The organism is Pseudobacter ginsenosidimutans (genome assembly GCF_007970185.1).
Lineage (GTDB): Bacteria > Bacteroidota > Bacteroidia > Chitinophagales > Chitinophagaceae > Pseudobacter > Pseudobacter ginsenosidimutans.
In genome coordinates this window covers 7,575,399-7,595,599 of sequence record NZ_CP042431.1, presented here as the reverse complement: position 1 = coordinate 7,595,599, position 20,201 = coordinate 7,575,399, and the positions used below count along the sequence as shown (strand labels likewise).

At 47.9% G+C, this 20,201-nt stretch carries 6 protein-coding genes; all 6 read left to right on the top strand.

Going from position 1 to position 20,201, the window contains the following annotated elements; all coding sequences use genetic code 11:
* The first annotated feature begins 194 nt into the window (after window positions 1–194).
* The 6 genes from FSB84_RS29815 (at window position 195) to FSB84_RS29790 (ending at window position 20,181) form a co-directional block, all read left to right on the top strand.
* Window positions 195–1,844: a CTP synthase gene (locus tag FSB84_RS29815; RefSeq protein ID WP_130543717.1), complete on the top strand. Its 1,650-nt coding sequence runs from the start codon at window positions 195–197 to the stop codon at window positions 1,842–1,844.
* 104 nt (window positions 1,845–1,948) lie between these two features.
* Window positions 1,949–3,760: a membrane protein insertase YidC gene (gene yidC / locus FSB84_RS29810; RefSeq protein WP_225979926.1), complete on the top strand. Its 1,812-nt coding sequence runs from the start codon at window positions 1,949–1,951 to the stop codon at window positions 3,758–3,760.
* 233 nt (window positions 3,761–3,993) lie between these two features.
* On the top strand, window positions 3,994–14,361 hold the full coding sequence (locus FSB84_RS29805) for a LamG-like jellyroll fold domain-containing protein (protein WP_130543719.1): 10,368 nt from the start codon (window positions 3,994–3,996) through the stop codon (window positions 14,359–14,361).
* A gap of 127 nt (window positions 14,362–14,488) precedes the next feature.
* A complete protein-coding gene (locus FSB84_RS29800; RefSeq protein ID WP_130543720.1) occupies window positions 14,489–15,088 on the top strand; it encodes an RNA polymerase sigma factor in 600 nt (199 codons plus the stop codon).
* Between the two features lie 108 nt (window positions 15,089–15,196).
* On the top strand, window positions 15,197–16,366 hold the full coding sequence (locus FSB84_RS29795) for a FecR family protein (RefSeq protein ID WP_158644176.1): 1,170 nt from the start codon (window positions 15,197–15,199) through the stop codon (window positions 16,364–16,366).
* 203 nt (window positions 16,367–16,569) lie between these two features.
* A complete protein-coding gene (locus FSB84_RS29790; protein WP_158644175.1) occupies window positions 16,570–20,181 on the top strand; it encodes a SusC/RagA family TonB-linked outer membrane protein in 3,612 nt (1,203 codons plus the stop codon).
* Window positions 20,182–20,201 lie beyond the last annotated feature (20 nt).

Here is a 20,201-nt window from a genome sequence, read left to right as displayed (position 1 = left end):
ACTTTGCATGACCTCCCGGAATTATTCTTCATTTGATTCCCGCTGGTCAATGGGAATGGGGTAGTCAATCAAGACAAAAGTATGATGCAATGAGTTGGACGTCGGATACGATGTAGCTGACAATTTTTGTTTATACCTGTCCTGGTCAGCCAGTTTTCACAACCTTAGACGAATTTGTAAAATAACCATAGAATATGGCCAAGTATATTTTTGTTACCGGAGGGGTAACTTCTTCATTAGGTAAAGGGATTATTGCAGCTTCGCTGGCTAAATTGCTTCAGGCAAGAGGTCTGCGCGTTACGATCCAGAAATTAGATCCCTATATCAACGTGGATCCGGGAACATTGAATCCCTATGAGCATGGTGAGTGTTATGTTACGGAAGACGGAGCCGAAACCGATCTCGACCTCGGCCACTACGAGCGCTTCCTCAATATCTTCACCTCCCAGGCCAATAACGTAACCACCGGCCGTATCTATCAAACCGTTATCAACAAAGAAAGGGAAGGGGCTTATCTCGGCAAAACCGTTCAGGTGATCCCGCATATAACGGACGAGATCAAACGCAGAATGCTCCAGCTGGGGCAGAGCAAAGAATACGATATCATCATCACCGAGATTGGTGGTACTGTAGGTGATATCGAGAGCTTACCCTTCATTGAAGCGCTGCGCCAGTTGCAGTGGGAACTTCCTGAGGAAGACACTGTGGTGCTCCACCTCACGCTGATCCCTTACCTCAAGGCAGCCAAGGAACTGAAAACAAAACCGACCCAGCACAGCGTGAAAATGCTGAGCCAGGAAGGTGTTCACCCCGATATCATCGTGTGCAGAACGGAAAAACCGCTCAGCACCGAACTGCGCCGTAAGATTGCGCAGTTCTGTAATGTGAAAACTGAAGCAGTGATCGAAGCTGCCGATGCGCCCACCATCTACGAAGTGCCATTACTGATGATGCGCGAGAAGCTGGATGTGATCTGTATGAAGAAACTGAATATCACACAGACCAAAGATCCCGAGCTGACCCGCTGGAAAGAATTCATAGACAAACTGAAATATCCCAAGAGTCAGGTTACCATCGGTCTCATCGGAAAATATATCGAACTGCAGGATGCCTACAAATCCATCCTGGAAGCCTTTGTACATGCAGGCGCCATCAATGAATGCAAGGTACAGGTAGTGAATGTGCACAGTGAATTCATCACGGAAGATAATGTAGCCGAGAAACTCGCTAACCTTGACGGTCTGCTGGTGGCTCCCGGTTTCGGACATCGCGGTGTGGAAGGAAAGATCATTGCCGTTAAATATGCGCGTACACAGAATCTGCCTTTCTTCGGTATTTGCCTGGGTATGCAGATGAGCGTGATCGAAATGGCCCGCGATATTCTCGGACTGAAGGAAGCGCATTCAACGGAAATGAACCCGAATACGCCTGATCCCGTGATAGACCTGATGGAAGAGCAGAAGAATGTAACGGCCAAAGGCGGCACCATGCGTTTGGGCGCTTACGATTGTGTGATCAAGGAAGGAACCCTGGCGTATAAGATCTATGGTAAAACAACTATCAGCGAGCGTCATCGTCATCGCTGGGAGTTCAATAACAAATACCTCTCACAGTTCGAAGCTGCCGGAATGGTGGCCAGTGGCAAGAACCCTGAAAGCGGACTGGTGGAGATTGTGGAACTGCCCAACCATCCTTTCTTCATTGGTGTTCAGTACCACCCGGAACTGAAGAGCACCGTGGAAAATCCACATCCTCTCTTCGTTAACTTCATAGCGGCAGCCAAGGAATACACCGAAAAGAAGAATGCGGTGAAGAACCCTGCCATGCAAGGTGAAATGATCTAAAGAAATATATTGGCTTTCCGGCAGTTAGACCTTCAACAGGTTTCTGACTGCCGGGAGGCCAAAACCCCTATCTTTGCTCCCTCTAAATTGATAGTATAATGAATATGGACCGCAATACGGTGATTGGCTTCGTGTTATTAGCCGTATTATTATTCGTTTACCTGTTTACTGCTACAAAGAACTCGAATGAGGCGCAGGCTGTTAAACAGCGTTACGATGATTCTGTTGCACTGGTAAAGTGGAAAGCTGACTCCCTCGTTGCCCTGAAAGACAGCATCACTAAAAGAGCTGCATTCGATTCTACTGTTCAGGCTCCGCAAACGGAAGCCCTCACTGTAGTGGAGAACGAAGTTTTCAAGATCACTTTCACCAATAAAGGTGCAAGACCTTCCAAAGTGGAGCTGAAGAGCTACAAATCTTTCAACGATAGTTCGCTGGTTGTACTGAACGGTACTGATTTCGATAAGATCTCTTATGCAGTGAATGTGGCGCCCAACCAGGCTTCACAAACTGCTGAATTGTTCTTTACGCCCGGCACTGTTACCAAAAATGCTGACGGTTCCCAAACCGTGGTATTCCAGCTGCCTTCTGCGAACGGTACCATCCAGCATACTTTCGTGGTGAAGCCCAATGCTTACATGATCGACTGGAATGTGCAACTGAACGGCGCAGACAAACTGCTCACACAAAGCACCATCAACCTCACATGGCAGTCCAAAACAATGCAGCACGAGAGCGATGTGGCTTACGAACGCCAGGTGTCTACCATCTGTTTTTACGAAGACAATGATTTCGATTATATCCAGAATAAGACTGACCACAAATTTGAAAAGCCTGTAGAGTGGGTGAGCGTTGCCCAGCAATTCTTCAATACCACCCTGGTGAGCAAGAATAAATTCACGGGCGGTGAGGTAAGATGGTTCCGCCATACAGACAAGACATCCCCAATACTTGCAGAAGCAACAGCTACCCTGCAAACCAAATTACCACTCGGTTCCGTAGCCACCCTGCCGATGCAATTGTATTTCGGTCCAACCGATTACAAGATCCTGAAAGCGCAGGACGCACCTGAAATGGATAAGCTGGTGAACCTGGGCCGTGATATGTATACTTTCGTTCGCCCGATCAACAAATACATCGTGATGCCTGTGTTCAACTTCTTCGGAAGCTTCATCGGCAGCTTTGGTCTGGTGATTGCATTGCTCACGCTCTGTATCCGTTTGATCACTTCTCCGCTTGTATATACCAGTTACCTGAGCGGCGCCAAAATGAAAGCACTTCGTCCTGAGATCGAGAAGATGAAGGCAAGACTTGGCAACGATCAGCAGCAGGTAGGTATGGAGCAGATGAAACTATTCCGGGAAGCAGGAGTGAACCCGTTGGGTGGTTGTATCCCGGCATTACTGCAGATCCCGATCTTCTTTGCATTGTATAGCTTCTTCAACTCCAATATCGCATTGCGTGGTGAAGAATTCCTCTGGGCGCATAACCTGGCTTCCTACGATGTGCTGTTCAGCTGGAAGACCAGCATCATCGGTATCGGCAACCACATCAGTCTGTTCACGATCACAGCTGTAATCACCAGCTTCCTGATCTCCATTTACAATATGAACATGACGCCGGATCAGAACAATCCGATGCTCAAGTACATGCCGTACATCTTCCCGTTCATTCTGTTCTTCGTATTCAATGGTCTGCCTTCGGCCCTGACCTGGTACTATACTGTTTCCAACATCATCACACTGGCATTGCAGTGGGTGATACAGAACTTCATCATTGACCACGACAAGATCCTGGCAAAGATCGAAGAGAACAGGAAGAAACCGAAGACGCAAAGCAAATGGCAGGAGAGACTGGCTCAGATGCAGGAACAGCAAAAGAAGCTGGCCGAGGAAAAAGCCAAACAGAGAAAATAAGCTTATCGTTATATTACTAAAAAGGCGCACAAAATACGGTGCGCCTTTTTTTATGCGGCAGCCGGCAACGTAGAGGCATGACCGAAAATTGTGGTTTGCGGTGATGAATGTCAATTTTCCTCAAAATGTTGAAGTTTTACTACAGACATCCCGAAGTCCGCCTACGAATCGACCTTAACATATCATATAATTTCGTATGGGTCTTTTATTGAAATGATCTTATATCCCATCGAATGAAACAATTATCCTTATTCAGGCTAAGACTGACTGCATTTGTGCGCGTATTGTTACCCGTTATATTACTATTTGCGGGGAGCGTAAATGCAACAGATTTCGTTGTTTCCAATGGAAACAATGCCGGCGCCGGTTCTTTGAGGCAGGCCATTCTCAACGCCAATGCAGATGCTGCAGGCGCTCCACACACCATCACTATCAATTATTCCGGTGTAATCAACATCACTGCTTCCCTTCCTACCATTACACGGCGGGTGACCATCGACGGTATAGACCGTGCCACCAGGATCGTGAGTTCACCCGGAGGTAATAACCTGATTGCACAGATCGTGCTGGGAGCGGGGTCCGGTGGAAGTATCATCAGGAATCTAACGCTCAGGAATACCGGTGTGAATGGCGTGCAAATCACAGCCGCTCTCGCAGGTATTACGCTGGAAAACCTGCATATTACCCAAACTGGTGTGCATTACCTGAACAGGGGAGTGGTGGCCAATGCAGCTCAAACCAATCTCACCATCCGCAATGTGAAGGTGACGGGTTTGGAAGATAAACAATACGCTTTCTACTTTGCCGATAAGACCAACAACCTGCTCATGGAGGGCGTAGAGGTTTCCGGTGGCGGCGGTGTAACGGCCAGAGCCGTTCATTTCCAGGGGATCGTTACCGGTGCTGTGATCAGGAACAGCATCTTCAATATGGATGATCCTGCTGTAGCGGATGATGGAGACTATGGGATCTATTTCGCCGCCAATCATTCAGGGGTTGAGATCGACAATACAACTTTTGCCAACTGCGAAGTGAATGCCATCTATGCGAACGCAGCCAGCACCAACTTCACTGTGAAGAATTCCACTTTCACCAACCTGGTAGGAAGTGGATCGGCTAATCACGTTTCGTTAGCAGGGAATACCAATATTGTTACATTCGATAATAATACATTTAATGCTGATCAGCAGAATGTAGCGGATGACGCTAACCAGGCCATTCGAATGACTGCAGTTAGCAACCAACGACTGACCATTACCAATAATAAGTTCTTCGACTATGATGAGCAGGCTATCCGGATCGGTGATAACCATTCCAACAACCATGATAATGTATTGATCCAGAGCAATGAATTTGCCCGCAATGGAAGTCTGGGGCAGGACCAGGGAGCTATCTGGTTCCTTGCCCGTAATACCACTTCTGATGGTGGCCCTGTATTGATCACAGAAAACATTTTCAGGAACAATACCGGTATTGCCATTGGCATTTATCCCTGGAATGCCACTACCTATGTAGTACCTAATTTTACAATCAGCAAGAATACTATTTATAGCAATACTGGTACGCAGGGTGCTATCGATATCCGTTGGGTAGATAAGATTGTGATCACGCAGAACAGTATTTACAGTAATAAAGGAGCGGGCATCGATCTTTCCAGTGAAGCCAACTGCGGCTATGAGCTGGCGAACCGTCCCCAACTGGTAAGCTCAACCGAAACTTCGGCTGGTGTTTACAATGTGGTGGTGAAGATGCCCACGCTTTGTGGTACCAACGCATGTAGCCTGGAACTCTTCGCCAATAATGCCAATGTCACCGGTGCTGGTGGTCAGCATTATGTGAATACCTACACCGGACTTGGTTCCGGCAATCGTACACTTACCGGTGTTACGGCTCCCGCCATTGCAGCCCTGAACCAGGCGCCGTTTGGTTTCTGGACTGCCACGCTTCGCGCCAGCAATAATTGTGGTACCTCGGAGTTCAGCAATCGCATCGGTGTTAAGCCCACGGGCCCTGCCGGTGTAAGTGCAGGTGTACAGGTCTGGCTGAAAGCGGATGATTTCAATGGCGGTAATCTCGTAGCCAATACCGGTTGGGAAGATGCGAGTGGTAATAACCGTCACTTCAATATCCTGGCAGGCGATCCCGCTTCAGTGAAATCCGGACTGAACTTCAACAACTATGTGAATTTCGATGGGAACGATTATCTCTACGGTAGCACATATGGTTATGTAACCGGATACAATGCCGGTGAAGTGATCACTGTACTCCGGTCAGGATCTAATAATGTTCAAAGAGGATTTCCTTATGATTTTGGTGGAACGCCGAGAGGCATCCACTATACCTGGGTAGACGGAGCTGTTTATACAAGCTTTGGCACCAACGACAGGCTCGGTTATAATCCCAATACAAAGGTTGTAACGGATGGAAAAGCCGCAACAACAATAACAGGGCCTGCCATCAATGTACTCAACTGGAATATCATGGGTACATATGGGGCAGCGGGCTCATGGGGACTGGATTTCAACGGCGGCCAGCAGTCTGCCATATCAACTTCGAATACTGTGAATTTCACGTTGCCCGGAGGCCGTGAATACATCGGATATTGCGGCGTCACCAAATATGTTTATTTCGGTGATATTGCTGAAACGGTGCTGTATAGCCGAAAACTGTCTGAAACGGAACGCAAGCAGGTAAATACTTACCTTGGGATCCGCAGCGGTCTTACGCTTTTCCACGATTATATCGCCAGTAATGGCATCACCACACTTTGGAGCCTTACGGCTAATGCCGGTTATAACAATGGTATTGCCGGATTGTACAGGGATGATCTTGGCATCATACACCAGCGCCAGTCGAAGACCATCAGCATGAATGATAGTCTGACCATAGCAATGGGCAATGCCATTTTCTCTGCCAATGACGATAATGAAACTGATATTGCCAATGACCGTGCAGCCCTGATCTGGGGTAATAACAAACTGGCTCCCACATACACTGTAGCTGTGGCCGGCGCCAATGTAACAGCGCGTTTTGCACGTGTATGGAAAGTGCAGAAGACCAACTTTGCAGATGCGCAGGAGATTACGCTCAAACTGGCAGGCGCAACCGATAAGAATTATCTCCTTGTGAGTAATGATGCAGGTTTTGCCACTATCACGCATGAAGTGAAAATGAATAAGAATGGAACAGTTACCATTCCTGCTTCCATGTTGTCGAATGGCTGTTACTTCACTTTCGGCCGTATGCAATTCTATCCCGGTGGCGTAACAAATGGTCTGGCTACCTGGATGAAAGCCGGAGACGATTATACGCTCAGCGGAACCACTGTTACACAGGTATTAGATCAGGGACCTGCACAAAGGGTATGGAGCCGCATGTACAACCGGACCCTTCCCTGGTTCAGCACAGGATATAATTACAACGCATATATCCAGTTCCCGAACAATGAACACCTGAATACGCCTGTATTTGCTTCCGGTTTCACCAATGCGGAAGTGTTCTCTGTACAGGCATCTTCAATTGTTAGGGATGGATCTGGTGTAACCACTTTCTCATTTCCCTGGCAACTGGGAGGAGTAGCCGCTGCAGCTTCTGCTCCTTCATACAGGAACAGCGGTAATGTAATGTGGCCTACTTTCGGTTCAACCACGAGATTGAGCTTTAACTTTGCACCCAAAGACCTCGGCTTGCCAACTATCCTCAATATGGCTGCAGGTGGTAACAGGTGGTCTGCCAATATCGATGGAAGAAGTATCGTAAATAATGCGGCCAACACTTCCAATTTTGCCAATGCAAACTATATCGGGGCAGGTGCTGCCGCCTTCTTCACAGGATCACTCCCAGAGGTGATCATGTACAACAGGAAGCTGAGCGAAACTGAAAAACTCAAAGTAAACAGCTACCTGGCTATTAAATATGGTATCACACTGGAGCAGGCAAGTTCAGCTTTGAACTACCTCGCCAGTGATGCATCAGTGATCTGGACAAGTGCAGACAATCCAGCTTTCAAAGCGAATATCACCGCCATTGGTCGCGATGATATGAGTACACTGCACCAGAAACAGAGCCGCAGTGCCAACGCAACAACTGCCAGCTATCTCACGATTGCTGTTGGAGAAGAAGTGATGTCTTCCAATGAAGAGAACCTGGATTCTGTGCGCAATGATAAATCCTTCTTCTTCTGGTCTGATAATAATGGAACACTTCCCTTCAGTACAGCAGTGAGTGGAGCAAAAGCCACTACCCGCATGGGCAGGGTTTGGAAAGTGCGTAAATTCAATTGGGAAGATATCAGTCTCACATTGAAATCGCATTATCCTACCAGCAATCTGTACCTGCTGATCAGTACAGATCCAACATTTGCAACTATCAACCAGGAAATTGCTGTGAATACAGATGGAACTGTAAGCTTCACTTCAGATATGATCCCGGATGGCGCATACTTTACTTTCGCCAAAGAGATCAAAGGGCCTGGCCTGGTGAATAACGGCGTACAGTTCTGGTTGCGTGCCGATGATGGAACAGCTACGGGCGCAGCATGGAATGATTACAGTGGTAATGATCTCAATGCTACACAGGCGGGAACTGCTAATCAACCTGTGTTCAGTGCCAGCACATCCAACTTCAATCCCGGACTTGTATTGGATGGAACCAATGACTATATGAACTTCACTTCCAATGCAGGCATCAATGCAAACAATCCGTTCACAGTGGTGAGCGTTGGCAAGAGAGCCAGTACAACTGCAGATGTATTGCTGGCGGCAGGAACAGATGCTAATGGCGGATTCGGGTATGGTTACAATACAGCTTCTCAGTTCTTTGTTACAGCTACCAATATCGCTTCGCAAACATCCAATGCAGCAAATTTCCCGATGACGCTCAATACACCACATCTGCTGGGTGTAAGCCGTACAGGAAATGCATTCACCTTATACGGGAACGGATCGACAAATATTACCGGAACTCCAAGTCCTGTATTGACATTCCAGGGCAGTCCGCTTCGTCTCGGCTGGCGTGGAGGTACAATTGCCGATCAGTATGCAGGTACTATCAACGAAGTGGTGGTTTACAACAGAACACTCAGCGCAGCTGAGCTGCAACAGGTGAACTCATACATGGCATTGAAGCATGGCATTACCTTAGCCAATGGAACCCTTGATTATATAGCAACAGACGGTACCACCCGAATGTGGACTGTATCCAAGAATACAGGATATATTAATGGTATCGCCGGACTTGGTAAAGACGAAGCTACAGGTCTCAACCAGAAACAATCCGTTTCTGTTTCGGATCCCAATATCACTATCGCCCTTGGCGGAGCTATCGCCGCAACCAATGCAGAGAATCCCAATGAAATGGAAGATCTCAGCTTCTTCACCTGGGCAAGCAATAATGATGTAACTACTTTCTCTGTTCCTGTTACTACTGTTCCCAATGCCACTTTCAGGATGGCAAGGGTTTGGAAAGTTGATCGCACCAACTGGACTGATCAGGATATCACTATTAAGTTTTCGCAGAATGGTGACCGTTATTTCCTGGTAAACACCAGCAATGATCCAACATTCGGAGCAACCGGAACCACAGAGTATGCGATCAATTCACTCACTGGTACAGTTACCATCAATACGGCCGATCTGCCGGATGGCGCTTACTTCACTGTGGGCAGCAAGATTGTTGGCCCGGCTTGCGTGAATACCAATATCGCTGCCTGGTTGCGTGCAGATTATGGTACAGAAACAGGCGGAAGCTGGGGTGATTTCAGTGGTAACCAAAAGAATGGTTCACAGGCCACTGCCGGCGCTATTCCTACTGTAGTGGAAAGTTCTGTGAATTATAATCCTGCTTACCGATTGAATGGTACAAGCCAGTTCTTCAATATCCCTGCTAATGTGCTGAATGCCGGTAATAATAATTACAGCATCATCGCTGTTACCAAACCGACTAACCTCAATGAAAAGCAAGTGGTGTTTCTGGGAGCAACAGCTGCTAACCAGGGTATCCTTCTCCAATACAATAATAATGTGCCTGGCGGCGGCGCCAATACCATTGAAGCCAGCTGGGGCAATAATCCTTTCTACGGCGGTACAACTGTACTGAACAAAACAGACCTGCTCAGTTCCACTTATAATAATACAGTGGGAAGAATCCTGCGTCAGGATGGTACACAGGTTGGCGCCAACACAACCGTTACAGGTTTCAATTATGTACAAACGCTCGGCAATATCGGTGCTATGAATAATGGACTGTTCTACAGCGGTGATATTTCTGAAGTGATCGTTTATAATAACAGTGCCTTGACTGGAACAGAATTGCAGCGTGTTGAATCTTATCTGTCGCTCAAATATGGTATCACCATGTCTGCGGGCGCAGTGGATTACCTGGGCAGCGATGGTACTACCATCATGTGGAATGCAACTGACAACGCCGGATACAATTTCCGTATCACAGGAATTGGCCGCGATGACTGCACCGAGCTCTATCAAAAACAAAGTATCAACAGCAACGGCGGTATCCTGGCGCTGGGCGTGGGTGAGATCGCAACCACCAATCTGCTCAACGCGAATACCATCGATAACAACAATTCTTACTTGTTCATTGCAGATAATAACCTGGCTGCCGATTACACGGAAAACATCAGCGGACTGAACAACCTCACTGCACGAATGGCAAGGGTTTGGAAAGTTGACAGAACAAACTGGGCTGATCGCGATGTGGTGTTTAAGCTCAATGGCGGCAATGAAAAGATCTTCCTGGTAGTGAGTGCCGATAATGTGTTCGATGGAACTGATGTGGCTTATCAGCTGGATGCAGATGGACTAACCTCTGTACTCACAGCAGACCTGCCTGATGGCGCTTATATCACTTTTGCGAAAGAGCTTCGTGGACCAGGATATGTAAATGTTGGCATCAACCTCTGGTTGCGTGCGGATGATGGTGTGTCAGCCATCGATAACTGGATAGATTATAGCGGTAATGAGAATAATGCCACACAGTTAACAGTTGCCCAGCAGCCAACATTCTCCACTGCTGCCACCAACTATAATCCAGGCTTTGTGTTCAACGGTACCAGCAGCAATATGGCCATGACTTTGTCTAGGTTCCCGCTCGGTACTACACCCAGAACGCTTGTAGGCGTTGGAACACCAACGAATGTATCCGGAATCAGGTATATGTTTGGCTGGGGGGCCGGAACTACCAATAACTACAATGCATTGGTGAATACAAACACTTCTGCGATCTTCTCCGGATATTCAAACGATGTAACAGGCGCTGCAGGAACGGCAGCTATAGGTGTGCCGCAGGAAGTGACAGGTATCTGGGCAGGCGGAACCAATGGGTCGGCTGCACTATACAGTAAGTGGAGATTACTGCTTGCACAAAACAAAGCCTGGACAACCTCTGCAACGGGAAGTGCTACAATCGGTGCACTTACTCCGAACACCCAGGCCTGGATGGGACCGATCAATGAGATCATAGTTTACAACAGGGCCATTGCAGATTACGAGCGTCAACGTATCAGTTCTTACCTGGCATTGAAATATGGATATACCATGGACCAGACGGCCGCTACCAATTATGTAGCTACTGATTATGATGGTATAACCGGTACCACTTACTGGGATGCCACTGCAAACGCTGCATACAAAAACAATATCACCGGTATCGGCCGTGATGATAAGACGGGTCTCAACCAGAAACAATCACGTAGCGTGAACACGGCTGCCAATGGCAATATGATCGCTATCGGCCTGAACACGATTGCTGCTACCAATGCAGACAATACCAGCAGCTTTGCTGATGATCTCAGCTTCCTGGTTTGGGGCGATGATGGCGCAGCAGGTATCAAAACCACAGAATATCCAACTGCACTCGATCCCGGCGGTTGCAGCAAGATCTCCCGCCTGCAACGCGAATGGAAAGTGCAGAAAACAGGAAATATCGATGTGGTGCAACTGCAGATGTTCCTTTCAGGATTGGTGCCTACCAGCACTTCGCTCAGTGATCTGAAGCTCCTGGTGAACAGCAGCAATGATTTCACTGCCGCCACCACAACAGTGATCATGGCTTCTGCTTACGATGCCGCTACGCAAACAGTAACTTTCAATAATATCAGTTTTGCTGACGGTCAGTATTTCACACTTGTTACCGATCTCACCAATGAAGCGCCCGGTGGTGTGAAAGACCAGCTCTTCACCTGGTACCGCGCAGATAAAGGCGTAACCACGGCAACCGGTGTTAGTGTATGGGCTGATCAAAGCATCAACGCAACAAATGTTACGCAGGGTACGGCAGCAGCACAACCTGCTTACAATACCAGCAGCAAGCTCTTCAACTTCAATCCGAGCATTACTTTCAACGGTACATCCAATGTACTGATCAATGCAGCCATCAACCACAGTGCAGCCGCTGCAGGAGAGGAAGTATTCTCAGTGATCATCCCACGCAATGGTGATTTCATCGGATTCGGAAGAACAGCTGCAGGAACAGAACAGTTCTCCAGGTTCTATACCAATACTACCGGACAGTTGGGTTGGGTGAGCAGGGTAGGCGTCAATGCAGGCAGCTTGCTGACTACAGCCAATAACCCTGGTATGATCCAATTGGCAAACATGCACAGAAGCGCTTCTCCGGCAGGAGCTGGTGTTATCGAATACAATGGAACATCTGTAACTACAGGCGCTCAGAATTTCTTCCCGGTACAAAATCAGCTCAACATCGGTTCAAGAAGGTTGAACAACGCCAGCACAGTGGCCAATGACACGTACTTTGATGGAGAGATGGCTGAAGTTGCCATCTTCAATCGCGAGCTTACTGTAACAGAAAGACAAAAAGTGGCAAGCTACTTCGGTGTTAAATATGGTCTCACACTCGGTCATGATTACCTCGATCCGGATGGAGCGATTCTCTGGAATGCTGCAGGTAATGCTGCCTACAATTTCAATATCACCGGTATCGGCCGCGATGATTGTAATGGTCTGCATCAGAAACAATCGAAGAGTGTAAATACTGCCGAAGCACTGATCACACTCGGAAATGGTATGGGCATCAGCGCAACCAATACAGACAATGCCAACGATATGGGCAACAAAACCGCCCTGTTGCTGGGAGATGATAATGGTAACAGAACAACCTGGACTGTCACTAACGCACCTGTAGACCGCAAGCGCATCGCCAGAACCTGGAAAGTACAGGAAACAAATACTGTTTCTTCTGTAACGCTTCAGGCGCCTGCCAGCACCAGTGCCAGTGCAGTGAAACTCCCGCTTGAAAAAGCCGGCAAAATGTACCTGCTCGTCAGCAGCTCTTCAGACTTCACCGGTGCAGTTACAGAAGTGCCGATGAACCTCAGTGGTGATGTATGGGAAACTACCTATGATTTCACTACCGGTCAGTACTTCACTTTCGCTACCGGCGGGGATTGCGTGGACAATGAAGCTGTGCTCACTGCTTACAATGCTGAAACAGTAGCGGCTACTGATAAATGTTATACCGATGGATGGATCCTCTTTAAAGATCCTGTTGATGCCGGCAAATACATCGCTGCCATCTACGATCCAACACAACTGATCGACCGCAGCAAGATCACTGCCAAAGTGAATGTGAATGCCGCTTTCAATGACCTCGGAAAAGGCAATGCACAGAAGGCCGCACGCCTCATGCGCCGACTGCTGGAGATCAATTGCGCAGACTGTTATGATAAAGTGGCCAATCCGCAACCAGGATTTGTGGTAAGGATGTTCTACAATTCAACTGAGAAGGCCGGCGCTGAAAATGTGGAGACCAATAATATGGAATCCATCAAAACTGCCAACGGTCTCACTGATCCGCATGAATTCACCTGGTTCAAAGCTGCTGATAGAACAGCAACACAAGTGGTATCCGGCCTTACAGCAGATGGCGGTGTTGCAGCCTACGGACAGGAATGGTCGGATGGCGCACTCACCACCGGTACTGTCAACGGAGTTGAATATGTTGATTTCGATGGAGTACATGGCTTCTCCACATTCGGTGGCATCTGGACAGTTAACCTGGCACAAGTGCTTCCGGTAAGCTGGGGTGAAGTGAAGGCGGAACCTCAGGGTCAGAAGATCCAGGTGAGCTGGACCACACACAGTGAATTGAACAACCATCACTTTGTTGTGGAAAGAAGTGAGAGCAACAGTGTATTTGACAATATCGCAACAGTAGGAGGCAGGGGTACTACCAACCTGACCAATCATTATTCTGTGGACGACAGGAATGTGAAAACAGGAGTACTGTATCAATACAGGATCCGTCAGGTGGATGTGGATGGAAGATCTTCTTTCTCTAAGATCGTTACAGCCAAACTGGCTGGGGCTGGAGAGAAAGGACTGGTGATCCGTCCGAATCCCGTGGTAACTGCAACGCTCCGCTTCGAGCTCACTGTTCAACGCAGCCAACCTGTTCAGGCAAGTATCCTGGATGCGGCCGGAAGAGTACTGGGCAAAATTACACTCAGAGCCAATAACGGATGGAACCAGTTCAGCATGAGTACAGCTCAAATGGCTGCAGGTACTTATATGTTGCAGATAGTACTGGAAGATGGAACGATCGTATCGCAGAAATTCATCAAAAAATAAAGGAAAGGTTGAGAATTCCTTATTGGACGGTTAAGGCAGTTTAAGGCAAAGGCAAAACAAAGGGGCTGACCATTTGGTCGGCCCTTTTTGCTTATTTTTAGGGCCTGCCAATACTAATAATTGACTATTGCATCCTACAGACCCACAGATCAACAGGCAACTGCTCCATCGCATCGCTGAAGGTGATGAACCTTCATTCAGGTTGCTCTATGATGAATATTTCAATACTATCTATTCTACGGCGCTCGCATTCACTCAGAATTCCCAACTGGCAATGGAAGTGGTGCAGGAAACTTTTCTGAGGGTCTGGAAGAACCGGGCACGCTTACCTGAAATTGAAAATCTGTCCGGTTTCCTTTTCGTAATCGGGCGTAACCAGGTGAAAACGGCCCTTCGCACCGCCAGGGAAAATAACCAGGCCGAAAGCCTGCTCAATGTATGTGATCAGCCTTCTCCCTATTCTCCTGAAAAAGCCGCCATTATGAAACAGTTTCGCGAGGAAGTGTACAAAGCAGCTGATCAGTTACCCGACCAACAGGCCACCGTTTTCAGGCTGAGCAGGTTTGAACAATTGAGTTATGAAGAGATTGCAACGCAGTTGGGCATCTCCACTGCCACTGTAAAAAACCACCTGGTGAAAGCGCTTGGGTTCATGCGTACTTATTTTGCATCGAGATACAAACATTTGCTCCCCTTCGCTTTACTGATTATAGAAAAGAATATATAAAATATCTTCTTTCCAACTGGACCAACTTTCAATGTTCAGCAGTTTGTATTAGAAGCCCATGGAGTTGCCATAACAACAAGCATAATGGAAAATGATTTTCGTAAAAACATGGAACGCTTTCTTACCGGCTCCATGAGCGAAGAAGAAAGAAAACTGTTCTTACACCAGTTGAGCAGCGGTAGCGCCGGTGAAGAACTGGACGCTGCCATTGGATCTGCACTACAGCAGAACCAGTATGCAGTGGAAGATACCAGTGATGTAAAAGAACTGGTATACCGGAAAATCCTGAAAGGAATGGGGGAAGACGAATCTGTTATTACGCTGCCGGGAAAAAAGAGGAACAGCTTTGTTCGCTACTGGTGGGTTGCCGCTCTTCTGATTATTGCTGCAGGTGTTTGGATGTATCCGCTGTTGACACGCAGCAGAAACTCAGATCCTGTTGTGCAGCAGGGAACAACGCCTGCCATCATGCCTGGCACCAACGGTGCCGTGCTTACGCTGGCCGATGGCAGTACCATTCTGCTAGACAGCTTATCTGATGGCATCGTTACCACGCAGGATGGAATAAGCATAAGGCTGCAGGATCATCAGCTAATGTACGGGCAGGCAGGAGATGGAGCCGGTGGGAAGATACTGTTCAATACAATGAGCACACCTCGCGGCAAGCAGTTCAAACTGGTGCTTCCCGATGGTACCCGCGTGTGGATGAATGCTGCCAGCTCCATCCGTTATCCTGCGCGATTCGGCGATAAAACACGCGATGTGGAGATCACCGGCGAGCTCTTCTTCGAAGTGGCGAAAGACAGATCAAAACCCTTTCGCGTATTGCTGGATGATGGCTCCAGGCTGGAAGTGCTGGGCACCAGCTTCAACATCAATGCCTATGAAGATGAAGGAAACATCAATACCACGCTGATAGACGGCAGTGTTCGTGTTGAAAGCAGCAGCGCCAATGCCGTGCTGCTGAAACCATTGCAGCAGGCGGAATTGATGAGAGGAAACAAAAAAGATATCAGGCTCCTGGATGATCCTGATATAGAAAAGATCACGGCCTGGAAGAATGGCGCTTTCGATTTCAGCAATACAAGCCTCGGCGAGATGATGCGACAATTATCGCGCTGGTACAATATTACTGTTGAATACCCGCAGGGGATACCTGCCCTGGAATTTGAAGGTAAGATGAGCCGTAATATCACCCTAAACGGCTTATTGAAAATACTTGATCAGTCTGGTGTTCATTTCAGGCTGGAAGATACTAAACTGATTGTTCTGCCTTAATAAACCTGCATCCTTACCATAACCTGTTTCCTGTGATAAAAACAAAGCCGGAAGTGTTGGAAGCGCTTCCGGCAAATGTTCAGTTTTCGAAACACATCGGAAGTATTTCTTTATTTAACCAAACAATGCAATGTATGCAAAAAACTGCTAATGAGGTTAGAGGATGGCCGCTATGCCGTCTCCCGGCCAAAATGCTGCGAATTATGAGAATCACAAGCTTTTTCCTGCTGGCATGCTGTATGCACCTTTCAGCCGCTGCCACTTCGCAAACAGTGACCATTTCAGGTAAGGATCTCAGTTACAAAAAAGTGTTCACCGCTATCGAGAAGCAAACAGGTTATTTCGTTTTCTTTCCAAAAGGCACTTTCAAAGATTCCAGGCCGCTGGACCTGGAAGCTACGAACATGCCACTCCGTAACTTTTTGGAATTGCTGGTGAAAGACCAGCCGCTCCGGTTCATCATCGAAGATAAAACCATCGTTTTCACACGGACCAGCGACCGAACTACTTCCAAACAAAGTTCACAGCGTTTACTGATCTCCGGTATCCCGGAATCGATTCACAACTTCATTACAGTTACCGGCAGAGTTACTGACAGTGTGGGTACGCCTTTACCCGGCGCTACCGTTACTATAAAAGGAAAAACAAAGAATACCCTTACAGGAAAGAATGGAGAATTCTCTATCGATACCGATCCCGGTGAAACATTGGAATTCTCCTTTGTAGGATACGAAACGCAAAGGCTCAAAGTGGCGGAAGCCAGGCATCTCATTGTTGTACTGAAAGCCCTGAACGATGAAATGACCAATGTGGTGGTAGTATCCACAGGTTACCAGAAATTGCCGCTGGAGCGGGCTACAGGCGCTTTCACACATATCTCCGCAGCACAGCTCGACAGGTCCAACAGCTTCAACCTCAAAGACAGGATCGAAGGGATGGTGCCGGGCATGTTCTTCGAAGCACAATATGATGAAGACCAGAACCCGAACAGCGAACGCAGCAAAAGTATCGTGATCCGTGGTGTTGGTACTTTTGGCAACAACAACCCGCTGATTGTGGTGGATGGCGCCCCTTTTTACTCCAGCGTGGTGGATCCCTGGTCCCTGATCAATCCGGCTGATGTAGAAAGTATCACGGTACTGAAAGATGCCGCCGCCGCTTCCATCTGGGGCTCACAGGCCGCCAATGGCGTGATCGTGATCACCACCAAATCCGGTGGCTACAAGAAAGGACAGCCGCTGATGCAGGTGTCTGTAGACTATCTGGCGCAGCCCGTTCCCAGGTTATCGAAGATCCCCTGGGCCTCCAGCAAAGATGCCGTGGATATCTACCGGTGGATGATCAGGGAAAAAGACTGGTTCGATCAATTCCTTGACGATAATACACGCTCACGGTATGAGATACCCGAAGTAATGAGCGTATTGATCGATATGAAAAAAGGAAACATCTCTGAGGCTGAAGGCAACAATAAACTTGAGGCTTTATCGCATATAGATGTACGTAATGAATTCCGGGACCTTTTCTTCCGGAAGATCGAATCCAACAAGAAAGTCAACTTATCCTTCCAGGGAGGAAGCGACGTGAATAAAGTGAGGACCTCTATCTCCGGTCTGTTCAATGATCAGTATTCCAAAGGCAATTCTGAATTCCAGGTGATCGGCAATTTCACAGATGAGTACATGCCAAAAAAGTGGCTGAAGTTCTCTTTCGGAAGTAATATTTTCCTGTCGCAGCTCAAACAGAACGGTGTTGTGGTGAACGACCTGGCCGATATTCCACAGATGTCGCGCATCCTCGACGAAGATGGTAACTATACCCGGATGGTCAACTACTATAATATACCACACTGGCGCAGAAAGGATACCGCAACGAAATACAAACTGCCTTACGATTGGGACTGGAACCTCAAGCGTGATATCGATAATATGGATAATACCACCAGAACCACCAATGTGCGGCTTTTCTCGAATATCCAGGCAACCCTGTTCCCGGGACTGGTAGCGGATTTTTATTACCAGTACCAGCAAGACCATGTGCTGCGTAAGGAATATTTCAATGAGAATACCTGGTATGTAAGGAATATGGTGAACAACTATGCAAGGCAGGACGGATCTTACCCTGTGCCTCCGGGTGGCATGTTGAATGAGAACCAGTCGAACGGGTTTTCTCATAATGCAAGATTGCTGCTCACCTATGCCGGCACATTTGGGGATCATTCCGTGCGTGTGCTCGGAGGCATGGAAGTACGCCGCAATTATTATGACCGAGTCTATTATGGTTATTATGGTTATGATCCGCAGTCGCTCACCAGCATTGTCAACCTCAATCACAATGCTGTTTTCCCGCCCATCCTTACCGGGGACCAGGGTACCACCAATACCATTCCATTAGCGCCCAATACGCCTTATCTCCAATTGGGTGGTGCAGACGAAAGGTTCGTGAGCACATACGCGAATGCCGGCTATACTTTCCGCAACAGGTATGATGTTACGGCCAGTGTGCGGCTTGACAAGACCAATCTCTATGGCCAAAGTTCCAGTTATACCGATCTTCCGCAATGGTCTGCAGGACTGGGATGGCAGATCAGCGATGAGCCTTTCTTCAATTTTCATTTCATAGACAGGCTCAAGTTCCGCTTGTCTTATGGGTTCAATGGAAATATCGATAAAAGCGCCAGTCCATACATCACAGGCTATCCCTGGAATGATCCCATTACGAGGCTTCCCTATGCGGCCGTACAAACGGCTCCCAATCCCGGCCTCACCTGGGAGCGCACCGGCACTTACAATATCGGGATGGACTTTTCTCTTTTCAAATCGAGGCTTACCGGCGGTCTGGAGATCTATGCCAAGAGAGCGCAGGATGTGCTGGCGCAGATCGCTGTGAACGGCACTTACGGATTCCAGAACAACAGGGCCACACTCAATACAGGTAATATCAACAATACCGGTGTGGAGCTGACATTGCAGGGAGCCATTCTCCGCAACACTGAAGTGAAATGGACCAGCCGTCTCAATTACGGCACCAACAGGAACAGGGCTTTCAATATCACACAGGTGAATAAAACACTGATCGCTTATACTACACTTTCTTACTACTATCACCTGCCTGATCAACCCGTGGACTTCGTTGCAGCGGCAGAATGGACGGGATATAACGAAAAGGGGATCGATAAATTCATGTACCAGGGTAAGGAATATGCAGTTACCGATATTCCCAACTACAATACAATGAACCTTGCTGACATTTTCAAAGTGGTGGGGCAACGGAACCCGCGCCATTTCGGACAATGGTCGAATACTTTCACTTACAAGGGGCTGGACCTGAACATCAGCCTGCTCTACAAATTCGGGCATGTATTTGTGGCGGATTATCCTGCAGCGGGTATGGCTAACAGTTATCTCAACTACACGAGATCATTCACCTGGTTGCCGGCATTGATGGTGAACAGGTGGCAATCACCGGAAGACGGGAATAATGCCAGCATGTATTCACTCAATGAAAAGATCACCAATACCAGTCAGCAGACGCTGCTCGATTATGTTTCGCGATACAATACGAGAAATGTAATGAATGCGGGCAGCATCAGGCTGCAAAGCATTGCGCTCGCTTACCGGGTGCCGCAGAAACACACTGGCCCGTTCCGCGATGTACGCATACAGGCGGAAGCGCGGAATTTAGGCCCCGTCTGGGTTGCAAACGATGCCGGCATCGATCCGGATTTCCCGGGTTACAGCTCTTCCGTGTATGGAGCACTTCAGTTTGTAGTGCGTAACAGGGCACAATATTCTTTAGGTGTTCGGTTCGGATTGTAAGTCCGGACGAGCAAAAAAAT